General features: G+C 62.8%; 21 protein-coding genes and 2 tRNA genes. 19 read left to right on the top strand and 4 right to left on the bottom strand.

The window, feature by feature from the left end; genetic code table 11:
- Window positions 1-63: 63 nt before the first annotated feature.
- Window positions 64-3573 (bottom strand): PAS domain-containing hybrid sensor histidine kinase/response regulator, encoded by a 3510-nt coding sequence (locus GGQ66_RS00115; protein ID WP_183788174.1) that lies wholly within the window; start codon window positions 3571-3573, stop codon window positions 64-66.
- Window positions 3574-3831: 258 nt separating this feature from the next.
- Here GGQ66_RS00115 and mscL point away from each other — a divergent pair, with 258 nt between their 5' ends.
- The 3 genes from mscL to galE all read left to right on the top strand — a co-directional run bounded on the left by mscL (window position 3832) and on the right by galE (window position 6841).
- Window positions 3832-4260 carry a large conductance mechanosensitive channel protein MscL gene (mscL, locus tag GGQ66_RS00110; RefSeq protein ID WP_183788172.1) on the top strand — a complete coding sequence of 143 codons (429 nt, stop codon included), beginning with the start codon at window positions 3832-3834 and terminating at the stop codon, window positions 4258-4260.
- Between the two features lie 191 nt (window positions 4261-4451).
- A complete protein-coding gene (locus tag GGQ66_RS00105) occupies window positions 4452-5621 on the top strand; it encodes a pyridoxal phosphate-dependent aminotransferase (protein ID WP_183788169.1) in 1170 nt (389 codons plus the stop codon).
- A gap of 185 nt (window positions 5622-5806) precedes the next feature.
- Window positions 5807-6841: a UDP-glucose 4-epimerase GalE gene (gene galE, locus GGQ66_RS00100; protein ID WP_183788167.1), complete on the top strand. Its 1035-nt coding sequence runs from the start codon at window positions 5807-5809 to the stop codon at window positions 6839-6841.
- Between the two features lie 62 nt (window positions 6842-6903).
- On the opposite strand, the gene GGQ66_RS00095 is transcribed toward galE, so the two are convergent.
- Window positions 6904-7242: a protein tyrosine phosphatase family protein gene (locus tag GGQ66_RS00095; RefSeq protein ID WP_183788165.1), complete on the bottom strand. Its 339-nt coding sequence runs from the start codon at window positions 7240-7242 to the stop codon at window positions 6904-6906.
- 284 nt (window positions 7243-7526) lie between these two features.
- On the opposite strand from GGQ66_RS00095, the gene GGQ66_RS00090 reads away from it, so the two are divergent.
- Genes GGQ66_RS00090 through GGQ66_RS00065 form a run of 6 tightly spaced genes read left to right on the top strand, consistent with a single transcriptional unit; the run spans window position 7527 to window position 13565 of the window.
- Complete coding sequence (locus GGQ66_RS00090) at window positions 7527-9134, top strand: ABC transporter substrate-binding protein (RefSeq protein ID WP_183788163.1); 1608 nt, start codon at window positions 7527-7529, stop codon at window positions 9132-9134.
- A gap of 7 nt (window positions 9135-9141) precedes the next feature.
- Entirely contained in the window at window positions 9142-10131 is a 990-nt protein-coding gene (locus GGQ66_RS00085) for an ABC transporter permease (RefSeq protein WP_183788160.1), read from the top strand.
- Window positions 10128-10961 (top strand): ABC transporter permease, encoded by an 834-nt coding sequence (locus GGQ66_RS00080; RefSeq protein WP_183788158.1) that lies wholly within the window; start codon window positions 10128-10130, stop codon window positions 10959-10961. The genes GGQ66_RS00085 and GGQ66_RS00080 overlap by 4 nt, the downstream gene beginning before the upstream one ends.
- A complete protein-coding gene (locus GGQ66_RS00075) occupies window positions 10958-11743 on the top strand; it encodes an ATP-binding cassette domain-containing protein (RefSeq protein WP_183788156.1) in 786 nt (261 codons plus the stop codon). The genes GGQ66_RS00080 and GGQ66_RS00075 overlap by 4 nt, the downstream gene beginning before the upstream one ends.
- The gene (locus GGQ66_RS00070; protein WP_183788154.1) at window positions 11740-12522 is read left to right on the top strand and encodes an ATP-binding cassette domain-containing protein; all 783 of its coding nucleotides are present in this window, start codon (window positions 11740-11742) and stop codon (window positions 12520-12522) included. Before GGQ66_RS00075 ends, GGQ66_RS00070 begins: the two co-directional genes overlap by 4 nt.
- A complete protein-coding gene (locus tag GGQ66_RS00065; protein WP_183788152.1) occupies window positions 12519-13565 on the top strand; it encodes a pyridoxal-phosphate-dependent aminotransferase family protein in 1047 nt (348 codons plus the stop codon). Before GGQ66_RS00070 ends, GGQ66_RS00065 begins: the two co-directional genes overlap by 4 nt.
- Window position 13566: 1 nt before the next feature.
- Here the strand turns inward: GGQ66_RS00065 and GGQ66_RS00060 are convergent, their stop codons facing one another.
- Both GGQ66_RS00060 and GGQ66_RS00055 read right to left on the bottom strand, forming a co-directional pair.
- Window positions 13567-15093 carry a peptidoglycan L,D-endopeptidase MepK gene (locus GGQ66_RS00060; protein ID WP_183788150.1) on the bottom strand — a complete coding sequence of 509 codons (1527 nt, stop codon included), beginning with the start codon at window positions 15091-15093 and terminating at the stop codon, window positions 13567-13569.
- Window positions 15094-15341: 248 nt separating this feature from the next.
- Window positions 15342-15416 (bottom strand) — tRNA-Thr (locus tag GGQ66_RS00055).
- A gap of 161 nt (window positions 15417-15577) precedes the next feature.
- Between GGQ66_RS00055 and GGQ66_RS00050 the strand changes: the two genes are divergently transcribed.
- From GGQ66_RS00050 to GGQ66_RS00005, 10 genes are all read left to right on the top strand, one after another.
- A complete protein-coding gene (locus GGQ66_RS00050; RefSeq protein ID WP_183788148.1) occupies window positions 15578-15778 on the top strand; it encodes a hypothetical protein in 201 nt (66 codons plus the stop codon).
- A 175-nt stretch (window positions 15779-15953) separates the two neighbouring features.
- The gene (gene murA, locus GGQ66_RS00045; RefSeq protein ID WP_183788145.1) at window positions 15954-17246 is read left to right on the top strand and encodes a UDP-N-acetylglucosamine 1-carboxyvinyltransferase; all 1293 of its coding nucleotides are present in this window, start codon (window positions 15954-15956) and stop codon (window positions 17244-17246) included.
- Between the two features lie 102 nt (window positions 17247-17348).
- On the top strand, window positions 17349-17789 hold the full coding sequence (locus GGQ66_RS00040; protein WP_183788143.1) for a DUF2948 family protein: 441 nt from the start codon (window positions 17349-17351) through the stop codon (window positions 17787-17789).
- 93 nt (window positions 17790-17882) lie between these two features.
- Window positions 17883-19181: a histidinol dehydrogenase gene (hisD, locus tag GGQ66_RS00035; RefSeq protein ID WP_183788141.1), complete on the top strand. Its 1299-nt coding sequence runs from the start codon at window positions 17883-17885 to the stop codon at window positions 19179-19181.
- 3 nt (window positions 19182-19184) lie between these two features.
- On the top strand, window positions 19185-19658 hold the full coding sequence (locus tag GGQ66_RS00030; RefSeq protein WP_183788139.1) for a UPF0262 family protein: 474 nt from the start codon (window positions 19185-19187) through the stop codon (window positions 19656-19658).
- A 5-nt stretch (window positions 19659-19663) separates the two neighbouring features.
- Window positions 19664-20128 (top strand): arsenate-mycothiol transferase ArsC, encoded by a 465-nt coding sequence (locus tag GGQ66_RS00025; protein WP_183788137.1) that lies wholly within the window; start codon window positions 19664-19666, stop codon window positions 20126-20128.
- A 133-nt stretch (window positions 20129-20261) separates the two neighbouring features.
- On the top strand, window positions 20262-20480 hold the full coding sequence (infA, locus tag GGQ66_RS00020) for a translation initiation factor IF-1 (protein ID WP_027673809.1): 219 nt from the start codon (window positions 20262-20264) through the stop codon (window positions 20478-20480).
- Window positions 20481-20561: 81 nt separating this feature from the next.
- The gene (locus GGQ66_RS00015; RefSeq protein ID WP_183788135.1) at window positions 20562-21182 is read left to right on the top strand and encodes a Maf-like protein; all 621 of its coding nucleotides are present in this window, start codon (window positions 20562-20564) and stop codon (window positions 21180-21182) included.
- Between the two features lie 4 nt (window positions 21183-21186).
- Complete coding sequence (yacG, locus tag GGQ66_RS00010; RefSeq protein ID WP_183788133.1) at window positions 21187-21399, top strand: DNA gyrase inhibitor YacG; 213 nt, start codon at window positions 21187-21189, stop codon at window positions 21397-21399.
- Between the two features lie 242 nt (window positions 21400-21641).
- Window positions 21642-21717 (top strand) — tRNA-Phe (locus tag GGQ66_RS00005).
- Window positions 21718-22440: the final 723 nt, after the last annotated feature.

Genomic DNA, 22440 nt, shown 5'->3' with positions numbered 1-22440 from the left:
TTCCGTTGAGAACAAAGCGTCGTCTTACATCGGGTGAATATGGCCGAATTCCAGCCGCCTCCCTTATTCTGCTGCGATTTTCTTCTGGCCGGCCACCTGGGTGAGGTAGGCGCGCAGTGCGGCCGGGCGAACCGGCTTGTGCTGCAGGCCGATATGGTGCTTCTCTGCCTCGCCGCGCACTTCCTGCGTCCGGTCGGCGGTGATGAGAAGGGCTGGAATGTCGCGCCCGTAAAGCGCGCGCAGTCGCAGAATGGCGCCGATGCCGCTTCCATCGTCCAGATGGTAATCGGCGATCACAAGGTCGGGCGCGTCCGGATTGTCTGCAAAAACCGTATCGAGCGCCTCGACCGAACCCGCCGTCTGCACGACGCAGCCCCAGCCCGAAATCAGCATGGACATGCCATCGAGAATGGCCTGCTCGTTATCGATGCAGAGCACCCGGAAGCCGCGCAGCGGCTGGATGGCCGGCTCCGGCGCGGGGGAGGCGACCACCGGCTGCGGCTGCGGCACGGTGAGGTCGAGCGGCGCGAAGACGCGGAAGGTCGTTCCCCTGCCGGGCCGCGACAGAAGCTCGACACGGTGGTTCAGTACCCGCGCGATGCGATCGACGATGGAGAGGCCAAGCCCGAGGCCCGAAGCCGTACGGGCCCCCTGATCCAGCCTGGCGAATTCCTTGAACACGGTGCGGAATTTGGAGGAGGGGATGCCGATGCCGGAATCCGTGACCTGAATGACCGTCTCGTTGCCCCATTTGCGCACGCCGACGATGACCTTGCCGGAGATCGTGTACTTGATGGCGTTGGATACAAGGTTCTGCACCAGCCGGCGCAGGAGATTGGGATCAGAGCGGGTTCTGAGCTTCGTCGGCAGAACCACGAATTCAAGGTTCTTTTCACGGGCCATGGGTGCGAAGTCGGTTTCGACGCGCTGCAGCAGTTCGTTGAGATCGACGGAGGAAAAGCGCGCTTTCATGGCGCCGGTGTCGAGGCGCGAAATGTCGAGAACGGCGCCGAGAATGATCTCCACCGATTCCAGCGCCGAATCGATGTTGCGTACCAGCGAACTGTTTTCGGAATCGCCCATGCGCTCCACCAGCGAGGAGGAGTAAAGACGTGCGGCATTCAACGGCTGAAGAATGTCGTGGCCGGCGGCGGCGAAGAAGCGGGTCTTGCCGATATTCGCCTCGTCGGCGCTGGCGCGGGCCTCGGCCAGTTCGCGGTTCACGCGGGTCAGTTCCGCGGTGCGTTCGCTCACTCGCTGTTCCAGCGTTTCGTTTGCCTGCTTCAGTGCCCGGTCTGCCTCCACGCGCTGGGTAATATCGGTAAAGGTCGCCACGATGCCCTTGTCGGGCATCGCGTTGGAGCGCACCTCGATGATGCGCTCGCCGCCAGACAGCACCAGCGGGAAGGGCGCATCCAGCGTGCGGAAGGTGGAGACAAGCTTTTGCGGTTCGTCCGGTGCGATGTCGCCGCGCTCGGTCAGGATGGCGATGATCTCGGTCAGCGGGAACCCGACCTGGCCGATATGCTCCGGCAGGTCAAGCAGCGAGCGGAATCGGCGGTTCCAGATCGTCAGGCGGTTCGAACTGTCGAAGACGGCGATGCCCTGGTCCATCTGCGACAGTGCGGTCTGCAGCATGTCCTGGTTATACTGCAGGGCCTCCGATGCCTGATCGAGCAGCCAGGCGGTGTCGGCGGAGGTGTCCTCGGCTTTTTGCAGGATGAGTGACAGCACGAGCCGTGCCGAGGAAGAGCCGATGGCGCTGCCGAGAAGCTGTTCGGAATAATGAATGAGCGCCATATCGGCGGGCTGGTCGTCCTCCAGCCTGCGGCCGATATTCTTTTCGTAGTTCTCGAAGGAGCGCATCATGCGCTCGTCGCCGAGATAGCGGGCGATGGCGACCTTGAGATCGCCGACATTGACGCGGGTCTTCCAGCCGCGCGTGGCGAACTGAGAGCGCGAGTGGCGCTTCACGAAGATGCCGGACTGGATACGCTCCACGGGTTTCGGGTTGCGCGACAGCGAGCCCAGCACGAAGGCGGTGCAGTTCACCAGCAGGCTCAGGATGGAGACGGTGACCAGCGGGTCCGAATGCTCCGAGTGAAAGGCGGAAATACCGGGGAACAGGAAGCCGAGAATGGCCGCCGCCACATGGCTGTTGTCCGGTCCGCCAAGGCTCGGCACGAAAAGCAGATAGGCCCAGACGAAGAAACCGGAGGTGAGGCCCGCAATAGCGCCGCGGGCATTTGCCCGCCGCCAGACCAGGCCGCCGAACAATGCCGGCGCCATCTGCGCCACCGCCGCAAAGGACAGCAGGCCGATGGAGGCAAGGCCGGTCTCGACATTGACCGAGCGGTAATAGAGATAGCCGAGCATCATGATCGCGAGGATCGCGGTACGGCGGATGTTGAGCAGCGTACGCGCGAAGTCGTCGCGCTGGCTCTGCCTGCCGATCAGGCGCTGGCGCAGCAGGATCGGCATGACGATATCGTTTGACACGGTGATGGCCAGCGCCACCGACGCGACGATGACCATGGCGGTGGCGGCGGAAAAACCGCCAATGAAGGTGATGAGCGTCACCAGCTTCATGTCATGGGAAAAGGGCAGTGCCAGAACATAGAGGTCGGCATTGCCGGTACCGCCGAACACGATCACGCCGCCGATGGCGACCGGCAGCACAAAGAGGTTGATGGCGACGAGATAGAGCGGCAGGAGCCGTCCGGCGCGGCGAAGTTCCTCAGGCGTCCGGTTTTCCACCACGGTCACATGGAACTGGCGCGGCAGGAGAATGATGGCGAAGGCCGAAAGCATGATAAGCACCAGCCAGCGGCTGATGGGCGTCTGGTAGGACAGCGCCTGCATGGCGCGTTGGTTGGAAAGCGCCTTTTCCCAGAGGTCGGCCGGCCCGTCGAAGATGAGGAACACCACCGCAAGGCAGGCGGTGCCAAAGGCGACCAGCTTGACCAGCGATTCCATGGAGACGGCGAGGATGAGGCCATCCTGATGCTCTGTTGCATCGGTGTGGCGCGTGCCGAAGATGATGGCGAAGACCGTGAGAATGGCGGTGACGAGCAGCGCGAGATCGACGAAATAAAGGTTGCCGTCGCCGATGCCGTAGGCGGCGGGATCGACCATGGCCGAAACCGAACCGGACACGGCCTTGAGCTGAAGCGCGATATAGGGAATGGCTCCGACCAGCGAAATGAGCGCGACGATGGTTGCCACTGCCGGGTTCTTGCCATAGCGCGCTGCAATGAAATCGGCGATGGAGGTGAGCTTTTCCGCCTTGGCGAGCGCGGTGATGCGCTGGAGCACCGGCATGCCGAGCGTAAAGACGAGAATCGGGCCGATATAGATCGCCATGAATTCGAGGCCACGGGCACTCGCAAGCCCCACGCCGCCGAAATAAGTCCAGGACGTGCAGTAGATCGCGATCGAAAGGGCATAGACCGTCGGTCGCCCCTTCTCAGGGACGCCCTTCTCCCGCGTCCGACGGTCGCCATAGCTTGCCACCGCAAACAGCAGCAGAAGATAGGCAAACGCGGCCGCCAAAATGATCCAGCCTGCGAGCATGTCTCCTCCGGGTCGCCGCTGATCGGTTGAGATCACCTATAGGGACAGGTCAAACCGCAACGCAAGGAAATTGTCCGTATTTAAGTCTTAGGTTTGACGGCCGGGTCGTGGAAGCAACCGGCTTCGGACGGAATCCATTGAAAAATTCGCTGTGGACGATACGTCTTTCTGCTAATAGTCAATCCGGCGCAGCGGCGAAGCATGACGCGTTCGCCGCGCCGGGTCAGGGGCTCGGAATTTAACCAAGGAGTGGGTAATATGCTGAATGAATTCAAGGCGTTCATCGCCAGGGGCAATGTGATGGACCTCGCAGTCGGCGTGATTATCGGCGGCGCGTTCGGCAAGATCGTTTCGTCACTGGTCGATGACATCATCATGCCGATCGTCGGTGCGATTTTCGGCGGTTTCGACTTTTCCAACTACTTCCTGCCGTTGAGTTCCAACGTAAACGCCGCGACGCTGGCCGCCGCCCGCGAACAGGGCGCCGTCTTCGCCTATGGCAACTTCATCACCGTCCTCATCAACTTCCTCATCCTGGCCTGGATCATCTTCCTGATGGTGAAGGCCGTGAACAAGTTGCGCCTGTCCGTTGAAAAGCAGAAGGTCGAAGAGCCCGCAGCACCTGTTGCTCCGCCGGCCGACATTCAGCTCCTGACCGAAATCCGCGACCTTCTCAAGAAAAGCTGATCCGGTTGCCGGGTCCGGGCGTGCGCCGACCTTGATCCATCACGGGAATAGATCGGTGCCGCACGGAATGTCATGGGATTTTTCATGGCATTTGGGCTAGAACACAAAAACGGATGCCGTCTGTCGGCATCGCAGGCCGGAACACCGTTTCCGGCCTTGTCATTTTTAAAACACCGATCAAGGAGAGCCCCGTGACGGTTCTGGAAAGCCTGAGCCCCCGCGCGCTTGCCGCCCCCGAAAGCGGCATTGTCGAAGTCATCACCTATGCCCGTGGCCGTGAAGGGTTGATTCCGCTCTGGGCCGGCGAAGGCGACCTGCCCACGCCCTCCTTCATCAGCGACGCCGTGGCCGAAGCCTTGAAGAACGGCGAGACCTTCTACACCTGGCAGCGGGGCATTCCGGAGCTGCGCCAGGCGCTCTCCGATTATTATGCGCGCCATTTCGACAAGCGGCTTTCGACCGACCATTTTTATGTCACCGGTTCGGGCATGCATGCCATCGCGCTGGCCGTTCAGGCCGTGACGGAGCCGGGCGACGAACTCATCTACCTCTCGCCCATCTGGCCGAACATCATTTCCGCCACGGAACTGGCGGGCGCGCATCCGAAGGGGGTCACGCTGTCCTTCACGGGTGGCCGCTGGGTGGTCGATCTCGACAAGCTGGAAGCCGCGATCACGCCTAGGACGCGGGCACTGTTCATCAATACGCCGTCGAACCCGACCGGCTGGACCGCGAACCGCGACGATCTCACCGCTATTCTGGCGCTGGCCCGCAAGCATGGTCTGTGGATTATCGCCGACGAGATCTACAGCCTCTATCATTTCGCAGGCGCGCGGCGCGCGCCTTCCTTCCTCGACATCATGGAAGAGGGCGACCGCATCATCTTCGCCAATTCCTTCTCGAAGAACTGGTCCATGACCGGCTGGCGCGTCGGCTGGCTGGTGGCCCCGCCGGAACTCGGCCAGGTGATCGAAAACCTCGTGCAGTATTCCAATTCCGGCGTGGCGCAGTTCATGCAGCGCGGCGCCGTCGTGGCGCTGAATGACGGTGACGACTTCGTGCGCGAGAATATCGAGCGGGCGCGCCAGGGCCGCGACATTCTTTGCGATACGCTGCTGGCCACCAATCGGGTCGAGACGCTGAAACCGGACGGCGCGCTTTATGCCTTCCTGAAGATCGATGGCATCACCGACAGCCGCCAGGCGGCCTTCGATATCGTTGACAAGGCGGCGGTGGCGCTGGCGCCTGGAACGGCCTTCGGGGCGGGCGGCGAGGTGATGCTGCGCGCCTGCTTCCTGCGCAACCCCGCTCAGGTGCGTGAAGCCGCCGCGCGTCTTGCCGATTACATCCGCAAGCTCTGACCCATTTTGGCGGCGGAACAGGGGTTTCGCCGCCAAAAGATAAAATTCTACCGAATTCTTCAAAATCTCTTTAAGTATAGATTTGAATTAACACTCCCATTTCTGGTGTGTAACTTCTGAAATAACCAATTTTGAATGGAGCCGTGCAATCTTACTTTCCATAAGAAAAGACAGGGAAGTAAGTCATGGCTGTTTTGGTTACGGGTGGGGCTGGATATATCGGCAGTCACATGGTCTGGGCCTTGCTGGATGCGGGTGAGGATGTCGTCGTTGTCGACCGGCTCTCGACCGGGTTCCGCTGGGCGGTTGCGCCGGATGCCCGGTTTTATCTGGGTGATGTCGGGGACCGGACGATTCTTCAACAGATCTTCAGCGAAAACAGGATCAACGCCATCCTGCACTTCGCCGGCTCGGTTGTCGTGCCGGAATCTGTCGCTCATCCGCTGCGTTACTACGAAAACAACACGGCCAACACGCGCACGCTGATTGATGAGGCAGTGGCTGCCGGCATTCCGCACATGATCTTCTCGTCCACGGCGGCGGTTTATGGTCGTCAGCCGGTGGCGGGTCCCGTGCCGGAAAGTGGTGTTGTCAGTCCCGAAACTCCCTATGGCCTGTCGAAGCTGATGTCTGAAATCATGCTGCGCGACACAGCCGCGGCCTATGACTTCAACTATGTGACGCTGCGTTACTTTAATGTTGCCGGCGCAGACGTGCAGGGCCGCACCGGTCAATCCACCAAGGGCGCGACCCACTTGATCAAGGTCGTCTGCGAGGCGGCGCTTGGCGCGCGCGATCACATCGATGTCTACGGCACGGATTATCCGACACCGGACGGTTCCGGCGTGCGGGACTTCATCCATGTCAACGATCTGGTCGAGGCGCATCTTTCGGCGCTGACCTACCTGCGTGCCGGTGGCGCGCCGCTGGTTGCCAATTGCGGTTATGGGCAGGGTTTCTCGGTGCTCGAAGTGCTGCAGGCGGTGATGGACATCGAGAACTGCGACTTCAAGGTGAATTTCTGTCCGCGCCGCGCCGGCGATCTCGCCAGTGTCATCGCCGACGCCCGGCTGATTGGTCAGGAGCTTGGCTGGGCGCCGCGCTACAACGACCTCAACCTGATCCTCCGGACCTCGCTCGACTGGGAGCGGCGGCTTCTGGAGCGGGCGGGCAACGATCTCGAAACAATTTATCGAAAGCTGGCCGCAGGCCGTTTTTGATAAACTCCGACGGTCCGGGGGGTAAAGGGCCGGAACGTCGGAGTGAAATTCGGATCAAGAATTCAGCCGCCCGCCTGCTGAGCCAGTTGGTAAAGCATGACGCAGCGGCCACCCGAGGCGCAATAGGCCAGAACCGGCCCTTCCGTCTGCCGCAAAATCGCGCCCAATTGCTTGGCCCGGTCCATCGGAGCCGCACCGGGAACGACGGGGAGGTAATGCGCGGGGATGCCGGCAGCACGAGCGGCGGTCTCGATCTCAGCGAAGGCGGGCTGGAAAAAACCCTCGCCGTCCGGACGCATGCAGATCACGGCGGTGTAACCCGCCTCCGCGATCTTCCCGATATCCTTGGGCGAAACCTGACCGCTGACGTGGTAGCTGGCATCGACGGGACGGATGTTCATGACGGGGGTACTCCTCGGAAGACGGATTAAAGCTGAAAGGGACGGGCGGATCATTGAAGCCGCCCGTTCAATACATATAATTATTTATATGTATATGACAATCCTCCGGCCGGGCGCGATCTGTCGAAGGGAAAAATTATTCTCCGGGGGATTGCCGTCCGGAATTTCGTCCCTGTAAGTTCGCTGGAGCAAAGCCGAAACTGGCTGCCTCGTTCCATCCGCTTTCCGGCGCCGCCGCCAGGTTCCTATCCTTGCACGACGGCTCTCCGAACAGGGAGTATGTCATGACTGTCCTCACCCTCTCCCGTCGCGGCCTTTTGAAGGGCGCAGCCCTCGGCCTGCTCGCCTCGACTGCTCCGATCGCGGTCATGGCCGCCGCTGCAAAGGGCGGTCGTCTCGTTGTTGCTGCCGATTCCGAGCCGAAAAACCTCAATCCGGCGATCGTCGCCTCCAATGGCGTCTTCTACATCGCCAGCAAGGTCATCGAACCGCTGGCCGAAGCCTCCTATGACGGCAAGGACGGGCTCGAGCCCCGTCTGGCCGTGTCCTGGGAAGGGGCGCAGGACGGGCGTTCCGTTACCTTCAAATTGCGCGAAGGCGTGACCTGGCACGATGGCAAGCCATTCACCTCCGCCGACGTTGCCTTCTCGGCGCTCGAAGTGTGGAAGAAGCTGCAGAATATCGGCCGCTCGGTCTTCGCCAATCTCGAAACAGTGGAAACGCCGGATGCGGCGACCGCCATTTTCCGCTTTTCGAAGCCGACGCCGTTCCAGCTCATCCGCAATGCGCTGCCGGTCGCGACCAGCGTCATTCCCAGGCATCTTTACGAGGGCACGGATATCGCCACCAATCCGGCCAATACCAGACTTGTCGGCACCGGTCCGTTCAAATTCACGGAATACAAGCCGGGCGAATACTACCGCCTGACCCGCAATGAGGCCTACTGGAACAAGCAGGCGCCGCTTCTCGATGAAATCGTCTATCGCGTCCTGCCCGACCGCGCCGGTGCGGGCGCGGCACTGGAGGCAGAGGAAATCCAGCTCGCCGCCTTCTCCGCCGTGCCGCTGGCCGATCTCGCCCGCATTTCCAAGGTTGCGGGCATCAAGGTCATTTCCAGGGGCTATGAGGCACTCACCTATCAGCTCATCGTGGAAATCAACCACCGCCGCAAGGAACTCGCCGATCTCAAGGTGCGCCAGGCGATTGCGCACGCCATCGACCGGAAGTTCGTGGTCGATACGATCTTCCTCGGCTATGCCGCCGCCTCCACCGGCCCGGTGCCGAGGAACGCGCCGGAATTCTACACCGCAGACGTGCCGACCTATGATTTCGACGTGGCCAAGGCCAACGCCCTGCTGGACGAGGCCGGTTACAAGGCGGGCGCCGATGGCAAGCGCTTCTCGTTGAAGCTCCTGCCGGCCCCGTATTTCAACGAGACGCGCCAGTTCGGCGCCTATCTGCGGCAGGCGCTCGCGGCCATCGGCATCGACGCGGAACTGGTGAACAACGATTCCGCCGCCCACCAGAAGGCGGTCTATACCGATCATGCTTTCGATCTGGCGGTGGCACCGCCGGTTTTCCGGGGCGATCCGGCCATCTCGACCACCATTCTCGTCCAGTCCGGCCTTCCCGCAGGCGTCGGTTTTTCCAATCAGGGCGGTTATGTCAGCTCGACGCTCGACAGCATCATTGCCAAGGCGGCGGAAACCATCGACACCGACGCCCGAACGGCACTCTACAAGGATTTCCAGAAGCAGGTGGTAGCCGACCTGCCACTCATCAACGTCGCCGAATGGGGCTTCATCACGGTGGCGCGCGACACGGTGGAAAACGTGCCGAGCAATCCGCGCTGGGCCGTGTCCAACTGGGCCGATACGGCGCTGAAGGGATGATCCTGTCGTGAAGCGTATCGCGGCACTGTTGAGGCGGCGGGCGATCACGGCTGTTCCCGTGCTGCTCATCGTCATTGCCGCGACGTTCCTGCTCCTTGAACATGCGCCGGGCGATGCGGTGGATTCCTATCTCGTTTCGCTTGGTGGTGGCGATGCGAAGCTTGCCGCAGAACTCAGGGCGCAATACGGGCTGGACCAGTCGGGCTTCGCCCGCTTCCGGCTCTATCTCTCGGCGCTTGCCCGCTTCGATCTCGGCTGGTCGGTCGCCTTCGACCGCCCGGTAATCGATCTGGTGCGCGAGCGCCTGCCGAATACGCTTCTTCTGATGGCGAGCGCCACAGCGCTGTCCTTCGGGCTCGGTTCCCTGCTTGGCATTGCCGCTGGCGCAAGGCCGGGCAGCCTCCGGGATCGGGCGCTTTCCATCGGGGCGCTGGCGCTATACGCCGTGCCGGGCTTCTGGCTCGGTCTGGTGCTCGTTCTCTTCTTTTCCGTTCAGTTGCGCTGGTTGCCGCTGGCCGGCATGGAAACCATCGCTTCGGGCAAGCAAGGGCTGGAGCGTGCACTCGATATTGCCCGCCATCTCGTGCTGCCGGTCACGGCGCTGGGCTTCATCTATCTCGCGCTTTTCCTGCGCGTCATGCGCTCGGGCATGGCCGAGGTCTGGCCGCTCGATTTCGTGTTGTTCGCCCGCTCGAAGGGGTTGTCGCGCACCCGCATCGTCTGGCGCCATGTGGCGCGCAACGCGCTTTTGCCGCTCGTCACCGTGCTTGGCCTTCAGGCAGCCGCCATGCTGGGCGGCAGCGTTGTCATCGAAAGCGTGTTCGCCATTCCGGGCTTCGGGCGGCTGGCGCAGGAGGCTGTCAGTGATCGCGATGCGCCACTTCTCGTCGGCGTCATCCTCACCAGCGCGGTGCTGGTCATCCTCGTCAACCTCACCGTTGATATCGTCTATGCCCTGCTCGATCCGCGCATCGGTTCGGGCGAGGAGGGCGCATGAGGTTTGCCCTACGCTTCACCCGTTCCGGCCCTGGCCTGATCGGCGCCGTCATCCTTGCGCTGCTGGCGCTTGCCGCCCTTGCCGCGCCGCTGCTCTTTCCGGGCGATCCGTTGAAGATCGCCGGTCCTGCCCTGACCGCGCCCTTCACCGATCCGGCCTTTCCTTTCGGCACGGATCGCCTTGGGCGGGATGTCCTGGCGGGTGTGTTTCACGGCGCGCGCGCCTCTCTGGCCGTCGGGCTTGCCGCCGCGTTTGCCGCGCTCGCCATCGGGCTTGTGGTCGGAACGCTGGCGGGCTTTGCCGGCGGCTTCATCGATGAAGCGCTGATGCGCGTCGCCGACGCTTTCCAGATCGTGCCGGGCTTTCTGCTGGCCCTTGCCTTCGTCTCGACGCTCGGCGCCTCCATGCCCACGGTCATTCTGGCGATTGCCCTTTCCGCCTGGGCGGAGCCGGCACGGCTGGCGCGCGCCGAGGTCCTTTCCATCCGCGAGCGCGATTATGTCGCCGCCGCCCGCATCATCGGCATGCATCCACTGGAAATCGCCTTCCGCGAGATCCTGCCCAACGCCCTGCCGCCGGTGCTTGCCTTTGCAGCCATTACCGTGGCGGGTGCGATCCTGACGGAAGCCGCACTTTCCTTCCTCGGCCTCGGTGATCCCAACGTCGTCACCTGGGGCGCGATGATTGCCGAGGGACGAAACGTGCTGCGCGCAGCACCTTTCCTTTCGATCATTCCCGGTCTGGCGCTGGTGTCCGCCGTTCTCGGCGTCTATCTCGTCAGCGAAGGCGTGAGCGACGCCCTGCGCCCGCGCGAGGGGAGGGCCGCATGACGGTTTTGTGCGACATTCGGCAACTCGCCATCCGTTATCCTCATGCGAAGGCTCCTTCGCTTGATCACGTATCGCTGACACTTCAGGCGGGTGAACGGCTGGCCGTGATCGGCGAAAGCGGTTCCGGCAAATCCACCTTTGCCCGCGCGCTGGCGGGGTTGCTGCCACCCGGCGTTACCGTGAGTGGCGAGATCGTCTGGCCTTCGTTCGCTCCCGCGCCGCTGCCGGGCCGCGATCTCGGCTTCGTCTTTCAGGATCCCGGCGCCAGTCTTAACCCGGTGCTGACCATTGGTGAACAGGTGGCCGAAGGTGCGAAACGGCATCTTGGCCTCAACTGGAAACAGGCTTTCGTGCGTGCCGCGGACCTTCTGGAGCGCGTACGCCTACCGGAGCCGGAACGTCTGCTCCGCGCCTTTCCGCATCAGCTTTCCGGTGGCCAGCGCCAGCGCGTGGCGATTGCCGCCGCCGTTGCCGCTCGCCCCTCAATTCTCGTGGCCGATGAAGTGACAAGCGCGCTCGATCAGGCGGTCCAGGCGGAAATCGTCGCGCTGCTCGATGATCTCGTGCGCGAGGAGGCAATGACACTCGTCTTCATCACCCACGACATGGCGCTGGCGTCGACGCTTGCCGACCGTATTGCCGTCTTCGCGGCGGGACGCTTGCAGGAAATCGGTCCGGTGCGGCAGGTCGTGGGCCATCCGCAGAGTGTGGCCGCCAAAACGCTTCTCGAGGCCCATATTGATCTCGAAACGCCGTCGCTGGTGGTCGGAGGCCGGCCATGAGCGCCGCCTTGCTCGAAGCCACCGATCTCCGGAAAAGCTGGGCCGCGCGCGGTCGCTCGGTGGTGGCGTTGAAAGAGGTTAACCTCACGGTTGCGCCCGGCGAGACGCTTGGCCTCGTCGGGCGCTCCGGCTGCGGCAAGTCCACGCTGGCCCGCGTCCTGACGCGATTGACGCCGCCGCAATCGGGCGCGATCCGCTTTCGCGGCGAGGACTGGCTGGCGCTTTCGGGGGCGGCGTTACGCACCGCGCGCCGCCACATGCAGATGGTGTTTCAGGACCCGCTCGGTGCCTTCAACCCGCGCGCCACGGTCGCCGGCGCTCTTGCCGATCCGTTGCGCATCCACGATCTCGTGCCGCCAGCCCGTCGGGCGGCCCGCATCGATGAACTTCTGGAGCGCGTCGGCCTCACCGCCGATTATGCGCGCCGCTCCATTCTTGAGCTTTCCGGCGGCCAGCGGCAGCGGGTGGCCATCGCCCGGGCACTGGCCTGCGAGCCGTCGCTGATCGTGCTGGACGAAGCGGTGTCGGCGCTCGATGTCTCCGTGCGTGCCCGCATTCTCGATCTGCTCGTCGATCTCCAGCGCGAGCATGGCCTGGCCTATATCTTCGTTTCGCACGATCTCGCCGCCGTGAAGGCGGTCTCCCACCGCATTGCCGTCATGGAAGCGGGCGAGATTGTCGAGGAAGGGCCGACCGACGCGGTAGTCGACCATCCGCAATCGCCAGCGGCGCGCGCATTAATCGCCGCCGTGCCCCGCCTGATAAGGGAAAAGCCATGAGCCGTTTTGACGCCACCGTCCTTCTCGATCCGCCCGCCTTTCCTGCCAGCGGTTACGCGCCGCTCGCCGATCGCATTGCCCGCCTGCTCGAAACGCGAAACGACGTCCTCTTCGTGCAGGCCGAAGCCGTTGTGGCGCTGGAGGCGGTGGCGACAAGCCTCGCGACACCGGCGCTGAAGGCGCTGAACATCGTCACCAGTCCCTATGGAACCCTGTTCGGCGGCTGGTTGCGCCGGGGTGGGGCGACCGTCACCGATCTTGTCGCAGAGCCGGCTCGCCCGGTGACAGTGGAGGCCGTGGAAGCCGTGCTTGATGCCGCGGAGGGGATCGACGTCATCGCTCTGGTCCATGCGGAATCCGCCAGCGGCATTCTCAACCCGCTGGAAGCCATCGCGAAGCGCGCGAAAGAGCGCGGCATCCTGCTTGTGGTCGATGCCGTGGCCTCGGTCGGCGGCCATCCCGTGGCGGTCGATGCGCTCGGCATCGATATCGCCGTCATCGGCCCGCAGAAGGCGCTGGCGGGGCCGGCCGGAATTTCGGCGGTATCGGTCAGCAAGCGGGCCTGGGCGCTGATCGACCGGCCCGATGCGCCGGTGAATTCCGTCCTCTCGCTCGCTGACCAGAAGCGCGACTGGCTGGACAAGGGGCGCGGTGCCTTGCCCGGCACGCCGCCGCCGCTGGAGTTTCATGCATTGAAGGCTGCGCTGGACCGGATCGAGGCCGAAGGGCTGGAGACAGTTCTCCGTCGCCATGCCAGAACCGCGGCCCAGGCGCGCGCCGCCGTCAGCGATCTCGGACTGACGGCTTTTGAGGCCGGGGAGCGCGCTTCCAATCTGGTGACGACGGTCGTTCTGCCCGAAGGGGTCGAGCCGGACAGCCTTCTCGTTCTGGAAGAAGTTATCCGTGTCGAATTGACAGCCGGTGTCGGGCCGGGTTCGGAGCGCCTGCTGCGCATCAACCACACCGGCCGCCGCGCTGACGAGAAGACGCTGCGCGAAACGCTCGCGGTTCTGGCAAAGGCGCTGGGGCAGGCGAGGGCCTGAATCAGAACCGTTTCGGATCGAAGCCGTAGACCGGAACCGTGCGCGGCTCTTCCTTGACCGGGACGACTGCCGGGGCTGGCGGCGTTACGCGCGGCGCCTTGGTCACCTTGATGGCTGGGCCAGCCATGGCAACGGCGGTCACCGGCGGCTGGGCGACGGGCTGCGATGCCGCCGCAGCCTGCGGCGCGGACAAGGGTTGCGCCGGACGCGCGGCTTCCGAGCGAATGGTCGCCGGTGCGCGCAGGGGCTCCGTGCCGCCCATCATCACATTGGTCGAGGGACGGAAGGTGCCGCTATTGGCTGGAACCTGCGCTACGGCGACCGGCTGCGGTTCGACCGTCGGGCGCAGCGTCGGTGCGGGCACGGCGGCGATGACGGGTTCGGCAGGCGCATCGGCGGGACGGCGCGAGGGAACCGGAACGAAGGCCAGTTCGGCCACCGGTGCATCGCTACGCGACAGGAGTGATGGCACGGGGATACGGTAATTGCCGAGATCGGCGAAGGCCGGTTGCTGCACTTCCTGCTGCATGGCCTGAAGGGCCGGTGTCGTGCCCGGCGGCGGTGTCAGGGCCGACATAAGCGTGCCCTGCGGCGCAGTCTGAACCAGCGCGGGGCGGTTGGACGGAATGGGGGCATTGAGACCGGCGGGAATGGGTGCCTGCGGCGGTGTCGCTTCCGCCGTCAGCACGGGCGGCTGGGCTGCCGGTGCTGCAGGAGCGGGCGGGCTTGCCGGGCTTTCCGGTGCGGCAATCGCATCGGCATCCTCATCCTCATCGCCACCACCGAAGAGGAAGGCAAGCAGGTTCGGGCGCTTCGGCTTTGAACCGCTGCTGTTGGCGATCTCGATTGGCGCGTCGGCGCGCGCCTTGTATTCGGCCAGCGCCTGCTCGTAACCCGGCAAGGGCTTGCCATCGGCGGGAATATGCAGCGTCTTTCCGCTCGGGAACAGTCGCACCAGTTCCTCGCGCGGCATGCGCGGCCAGGCGCGAACGCCGGCGACATCAAGGTGCACGAAGGGCGAGCGCGAGGTCGGATAGAAGCCGACACCGCCACGCTGATATTTCATGGCGGTTTCGCGCAGCGTCTTCAGCGGAATACCGGGAATGTAGAAATCCATTGCCTTGCCGCGCATGTGCTGGCTGGTCTCGGCCACGCCCTTGGTGCGCGAACGCAGCATGGCGTTGGTGGTGGGCGAGCGATAGGCGGAAACGACGTGGATGTAATCGGTAGCGCCGACCTTGTTATAGACTTCCCAGACAAGGTCGAACAGACGCGGGTCCATGCGGGTCGGTTCGTTGCGGCGCCAGTCACGCAGGAAACGGTTGATTTCCTGCAACCCCTTGGCATCGAACTTGCCGTTACGCTTGAAGGTGATCGTGGCCTTTTCACCAGTGTGGATGAAATAGAGCTTGAGGCTACGGGTTTCGCCGGCGGCATCGGCCGGCTTTGACGGCGCAAACCCGGCCACGAGCGCAAGCGCGGCAAGAGCGGCGAGGCGCCGGGCCATTTTCGTCGAAAACGACATCATTGCGCGCAGCCTGCAGCCGCTGGCGAAGAATGTCTTTCGGCAAGATACGTCATGGGCAGCGATACCATCCAGGCGCAACAGCCCCCGCCGTTACGCAATCTCCTCAAGACCGGTTTCAGCCAGAAAGCCAGTCTGCAACTATTGCCGCCGCAAGCCCTGCGGCCCGGCGCGGCAACTTCTTATAAAGCAAGGAGAAGAAGAAGGGAACCATCTCGATCACGCGGATTTCAATCGACTTTGAAGATGGATGGTGCTGCCGAGAGGATTTGAACCTCCGACCTCTCCCTTACCAAGGGAGTGCTCTACCCCTGAGCTACGGCAGCAAAAGAAGACTACGTTGCGGTGTTCCGCGTCGCCTTCGAGCGAGGGGGCTTCTGCCACAGCTTTTTGAGAAGCGCAAGCCGCATTGCAAACTAATTTCATTTGGCGGTTCAAAAAACGGGGGAGGGTTTTTCGTTTGCGTGCTTTGCGTTATGGAGGGGGTATGACTGACGAGAACCAGAACTCCGGGAAAACAAGGGTGTCCGGCGCCATTCGCACGGAAGCGGAACTGCGCCGCGAGCGTGCAGCCGCCAAGCTGCGGGAAAACCTGCTTCGCCGCAAACAGCAGGCCCGCGCCCGCCGCGCCGGCGAGGCCGACGAGACGGTCGGCTTGCCTGCGGCAAAAACGGACGAATCATCCTGATTGTCCGTCACGCTCCGGTCATGAATTGAAGCGCGGGCGGTTTTCGTCTAAAGCAGCCGCGAAACTTCCCTGGCCTCGCTTTTCAGGCTCATGAGGAACAGAGCCGGCAGGCGCCGACCGCCCGCCTTGAGGCCATGCGAACAAGAAGAAAGGCGGGCGAGGCCCGTAGGCGAACATGGATCGTATCAGAATTGTCGGCGGCAACCCGCTGAACGGCGTCATTCCGATCTCCGGCGCCAAGAACGCCGCCCTGCCGTTGATGATCGCCTCGCTTTTGACGAGCGACACGCTGACGCTCGAAAACGTACCGCATCTGGCCGATGTCGAACAGCTTCTGCGCATTCTCGGCAATCACGGCGTCGATGTTTCGGTCAATGGCCGCCGCGAGCGCCAGGGCGAAACCTATTCGCGCACCATTCATTTCACCTGCCGCACCATTGTCGATACGACCGCCCCTTACGAGCTCGTGTCGAAGATGCGCGCGAGCTTCTGGGTCATAGGCCCGCTTCTGGCGCGCGAAGGCCAGGCCCGCGTTTCCCTGCCGGGCGGCTGCGCCATCGGTACGCGCCCGGTCGATCTTTTCATCGACAGCCTTCAGGCGCTCGGTGCGACGATGGAAATCGATGGCGGCTACATCAATGCGACCGCACCGAAGGGCGGCCTTATCGGCGCGCACTATACCTTCCCCAAGGTTTCGGTCGGCGCCACCCACGTGTTGATGATGGCGGCGACGCTTGCGCGCGGCACGACGGTGATCGGCAACGCCGCCCGCGAGCCTGAGGTTGTCGATCTCGCGGCCTGCCTCAACGCTATGGGCGCGAAGATTTCCGGCGCGGGCACCTCCACCATCACCATCGAGGGCGTGACCTCGCTGTCCGGCGCGCGCCACCGCGTTCTGCCCGACCGTATCGAGACCGGCACCTACGCCATGGCCGTGGCCATGACGGGCGGTGACGTGATCCTCGAGGACACCGATATCAGCCTGCTGGAAAATGCCGTCGAGGCGCTCCGTCGCTCGGGCGCAACGGTGGAGCCGGTGGAGCGTGGCTTCCGGGTGGCCCGCAATGGCAACGGCATTCGCCCGGTGGATGTGGTGACGGAACCCTATCCGGGCTTCCCGACCGACCTTCAGGCGCAGTTCATGGCGCTGATGACCCGTGCACAGGGCGTTTCGCACGTCACCGAAACGATTTTCGAAAACCGTTTCATGCATGTGCAGGAACTGGCCCGTCTTGGCGCGAAGATATCGCTGTCGGGCCAGACGGCCCGCATCGAGGGCGTCGAGAAGCTGCGCGGCGCACCCGTCATGGCAACCGACCTGCGCGCCTCGGTGTCGCTGGTCATTGCCGGCCTCGCCGCCGAAGGCGAAACCATGGTCAGCCGTGTCTATCATCTCGATCGCGGTTTCGAGCGTCTGGAAGAGAAGCTGACGCGCTGCGGCGCCGTCGTAGAACGCATTCGCGACTGAGTTCCGTAATTGTTGCGGCGGCGGCCAGCGGCTGCCGTTGCATAACCGGTTACGCACGCCTATCTCACGGTTGTGCAACGGCGTGTAGCCCGAGGAAAAGCAATGACCGATCTCAAACTTCTGGCGCTGGATACGGAAGATCTCGCGATCATCTCCGCGCATGTTCAGGACAGCGTGTTCAAGACGAAAGATATGGCCTTCAGCCCGAAGGGCCGGCAATTTTCCCTTGCGGTGAACCGTTTCGTCTGGGAAGAAGCGGTAAGAAGCGCAAAGTCGTTCGAGCGCCGCCGGGCGGCGCTTGTCTTCAAGCGGGTCAGCGCCGTGCGGGTCGCCGGTATAGACCGCGCGAAGGTTGACGAGGTGCAGGATCTTCTGGCCATCCGCTTCACGCCCAACGGCGAGGGGCCGGATGGTACGGTGGAACTGACGCTGGCCGGCGGACGCGCTGTTGCGCTCGATGTGGAATGCATCGAACTGCAGCTTGCCGATATCGGCGGTGCGTGGGAAACGGAACACAGGCCGGACCACAAGGTTTCCGGCTGAGATGTGTCAGGGATAAAGCGAAAGCCGGTTCCCTGACGGGATGCTAAGGCCGCGGGGCGCGGATTGGCCCTGCGGGAAGAGGGGAACAGGCAAGTGGCTATCTGGCTCGATCGGTCGGCCGAGGATTTCGAAACGCGGTTCGCCGCCTTTCTGACAACCAAGCGCGAAGTCTCTGAGGATGTGAACGCGGTGGTGCGCGATATAATCGCCGATGTGCGTGCCCGTGGGGACGCTGCCCTCGCGGATTACTCCCGGCGTTTCGACGGTATCGATTTCACCGTTCTACCGATGAAGGTGACGGATGCCGAGATCGATGCGGCGATTGCCCAGGTCGACCCCGCTGTGCTGGACGCCCTGCATCTGGCCGCGGAGCGTATTGAAAAGCATCACGCCCGCCAGCTTCCCAAGGATGACATTTACGAAGACGCCATCGGCGTTACGCTTGGTTCGCGCTGGACGGCCATCGAGGCCGTCGGCCTCTACGTGCCCGGCGGCACGGCAAGCTACCCGAGTTCGGTGCTGATGAACGCCCTGCCGGCCCGCGTGGCCGGTGTGGAGCGCATCGTCATGGTCGTGCCGGCGCAGGCCGGGCAGTTGAACCCGACCGTGCTGGCCGCGGCCCGCATCGCCGGCGTCAAGGAAATCTACCGCATCGGCGGTGCGCAGGCCGTGGCGGCCCTTGCCTACGGCACGGAGACCATTGCCCCGGTGGCAAAGATCGTCGGTCCCGGCAATGCCTATGTCGCCGCCGCCAAGCGCCAGGTTTTCGGTACGGTCGGCATCGACATGATCGCCGGCCCCTCCGAAGTGCTGGTGATTGCCGACGCCAACAACGATCCCGACTGGATTGCCGCCGATCTTCTTGCCCAGGCCGAACACGACATGGGCGCCCAGTCGATCCTGATCACCGATGATGCCGCTTTCGGCAAGGCGGTCGAGCAGGCTGTCGAGCGCCAGCTCGGCACGCTTTCGCGGGCAGAGACGGCGCGGGCGAGCTGGCTCGATTTCGGCGCCATCATCCTCGTGCCCGATCTTGCCGCCGGCATTCCGCTGGCGAACCGCATTGCCGCAGAACATCTGGAACTCGCTGTCGATGACCCGGACACGCTGATGAAGGACGTACGCAATGCCGGTGCGATCTTCGTCGGACGTCACACGCCGGAAGTCATCGGCGATTATGTCGGCGGTTCCAACCATGTTCTGCCGACCGCCCGTTCGGCGCGTTTTTCGTCCGGCCTTTCGGTGCTGGATTACGTCAAGCGCACCTCCATCCTGCGGCTGGGGCCGGAACAGTTGAAGGCGCTTGCGCCGGCGGCCATTGCGCTGGCCAGGTCCGAAGGGCTCGATGCCCATGGCCGGTCGGTCGCGATCCGCCTGAACCTTGAGGGATAAGCGATGGCCGACGGCGATTTCCGGCTTTGCGATGTCATTCTGGACGAGTCCATCGGCCGTTCGACGCCGGATGTCGAACACGAGCGGGCCGTGGCGATCTTCGACCTCATCGAGGAAAACACCTTTCATCCCGTCGGCCATCCCGGCGGGCCTTACCGGCTGAGCATTTCGCTGGTCGATTCCAAGCTTGTCTTCGCCATCACCACGGAACAGGGTGCGGATGTTGCAACGCATATTCTTTCGCTGACGCCATTCCGGCGGATCATCAAGGATTACTTCATGATCTGCGAAAGCTATTACGAGGCCATCCGCTCCTCGACGCCTTCCCATATCGAGGCGATCGACATGGGCCGTCGCGGCATTCACAATGAAGGCTCGCAGACGCTGCAGGACCGACTGAAGGGCAAGATCGACTTCGACTTCGATACGGCCCGCCGCCTGTTTACTCTCGTCTGCGTGCTCTATTGGAAGGGCTAGACGGCATGGACGGTCCGGCCTCCGAAGCGATCACGCGCGTGCCGGGCTCGATCCTGTTCATGTGTGGCATGAATTCGATCCGCTCGCCGATGGCCGAGGCGCTGGCGCGGTCCATGCTGCCGAAAGGCACCTACATCGCCTCCGCCGGTGTGCGCAAGGGCGAACCGGACCCGTTTGTGGAAGCCGTGCTTTCGGAGCTGGGGCTGACCTCGCCGAAGCGGCAGCCGCAGACGCTGGAGGAACTGGAGGACGACTTCTTCGACCTCATTGTGACGCTGGCGCCCGAAGCCCATCACCGGGCGCTGGAACTGACCCGTTCGAGCGCTGTCGACGTCATGTACTGGCCGACACCCGATCCGACGGTGGCCACCGGCACCCGCGACCAGATCCTTGGCGCCTATCGCGATGTGCGCGATCACCTGTCCGGACTGATTTCCAGCCGTCTGGTGCGCTTGGGTGCCTCTTCGTGAGGGCTTCGGGAAAGCCTGCGAAATAACCATCAACTGCGTGGTTCACAAAAGCGTGGCGATTGTGTAGTTTCCGCGCAAATTTGCCGGGCGCATCGGCTGCCTGGCCTCAACTCGTGAGAAAGACAAGTCTTATATGACCAAGGAAGAAGTCCTCGAATTCCCCGGTGTTGTCACCGAACTCCTGCCGAACGCGACATTCCGCGTTAAGCTGGAAAACGAGCATGAAATCATCGCCCACACTGCGGGCCGCATGCGCAAGAACCGCATCCGCGTTCTCGCCGGCGACAAGGTTCTGGTTGAGATGACCCCCTACGACCTCACCAAGGGCCGTATCACCTACCGCTTCAAGTAAGAGCGGCGTAGCAAGGTCCAGTCAGGCGGCAGGGCACGGTTGTTCCTGCATGCGCCTGAACGTGAAAGTGCCGGAGGTAATATGGCGCCCGTCCACAAGCTGATATTGGCCTCGGGATCGCCGCGCCGGCTCGACTTGCTTGCCCAGGCGCGGATTGCGCCGGACCGCCTGATGCCCATGGACATCGATGAGACGCCGAAGAAGGCCGAGCATCCCCGCTCGCTTGCCCGGCGTCTTTCGGCGGAAAAGGCCGAGGCCGCACGCGCGGCCATCGATGGTGACCCGGCCTGGGGCGGTTCCTTCATTCTCTCGGCCGATACGGTGGTTGCCGTCGGTCGCCGCATTCTGCCCAAGGCTGAATATCTGGAAGAGGCAAACGGTGCTCTGGCGCTGCTCTCCGGACGCAGCCACTGGGTGTTCACCGGCGTTGCCGTCATCACGCCGTCCGGACAGATGCGCCAGACAGTCGTGGAAACCAAGGTGCGTTTCAAACGCCTCTCGGATCATGAACTGAACGCCTATCTCGATTCCGGCGAATGGCGCGGCAAGGCCGGCGCCTATGCCATCCAGGGCATTGCCGGCACCTTTGTGCAGAAACTGTCCGGTTCCTATACCGGCGTCGTCGGGCTGCCGCTCTACGAAACGCTGCGCATTCTCGAAGGTGAAGGTTACGACGCCGCTGCGAAATGGCGGGAGGGCTAAAGTCATGGCTGAGAAACAGGCCGGCACGGCCAAGGTCGAACCGCTGCGCAAGACGCGTCCCTGCGCCGAATGCGGCAAGCCTTCGGTCCGCGAACACTACCCCTTCTGTTCCGATCGCTGCCGCACGCTCGATCTTTCCCGCTGGCTGAAGGGCTCTTACGCCATTCCCGTGGCCGACGATGAAAGTCAGGCCGAATCCGAAGACGGAAACATCTGACTTTCCCAGCCGACCAAGATGTCTCTACGCTGCGCTGTGCCTGAAAACCGGGCGCTCGCCGCGCTAATTTCCCATGTCGAACGATTTGTTTTTCCACAGCAAACGGCAAATTTCACAAAGCGGTCAAAAAAGTTCGTTTTGCCGCTTGCCATCGCCGATCAAGCTGTTATAACCCCGCTCGCTTCCGGGGGAAACCAACACCCCCAGCGTTTCGGGAACGAACGCAGGTCTAGCAACCGGATGCCCGGATAGCTCAGTTGGTAGAGCAGCGGATTGAAAATCCGCGTGTCGGTGGTTCAAATCCGCCTCCGGGCACCATTTTTATTCAGCAAGATCAACGTGATGTGGCGCAGGCAAGGCTGGGTCTGCCGGTGATAAATGCGCTTGGGTGTCATTCTGGGTGTCGAGTCTATCCATTTCTTTTGTGCGCAATGTTCGGTTGTGGTGGCGCGTGTCTGATGTGCAGCGTAGTGTTAGGTACCGATTCAATGGATTTTTGGCAGCTAAGTGGACCTTGCGTTTGGCGATGAGAAATTGCGGTCTATCTGCCTGAAAAAGGCACGTGCGGTCGCGTCCGTTGGGCCAGAGATAGCGCACGAGCTTGTAAAGCGTCTTGCAGACGTCAGAGCGGCCGAAGTGGCTACCGATCTGCTTGTGGGCGTGTCCGCGTCAACGTGGAACGGTAGCGATGTGTTGGTCCTTTCTCTGAAAGGTGGATATGCACTGGTACTGACCGCCAATCATCTCCAAAATCCAACGACAGCGTGTGGCAAGATTAATTGGGCAGAAGTAACTCGGGTGAAGGTATTGGATCTATCAAGGGCTATTGTGCCATGAACGCACCTGATCAGCCGAATTGGGCATCTCCGGCGTGGGATACCATAGAAGACATTCTGCGTGATCGCGGGATTGAACTCGACGAGTTCGAGATAATGATGGGCTGTTGATTGCCACTGAGAACTGACCCGGCGTTGCCTGATATTTCCATTGAGAATTGACCCATGTTCCAACTTTCCCTCGCATGTTTTCAGCGGGGGCTAT

The sequence above is a fragment of the Allorhizobium borbori genome (assembly GCF_014196535.1).
GTDB classification, from domain to species: Bacteria; Pseudomonadota; Alphaproteobacteria; order Rhizobiales; family Rhizobiaceae; genus Ectorhizobium; species Ectorhizobium borbori.
This window is presented reverse-complemented; position numbering and strand designations above follow the sequence as displayed.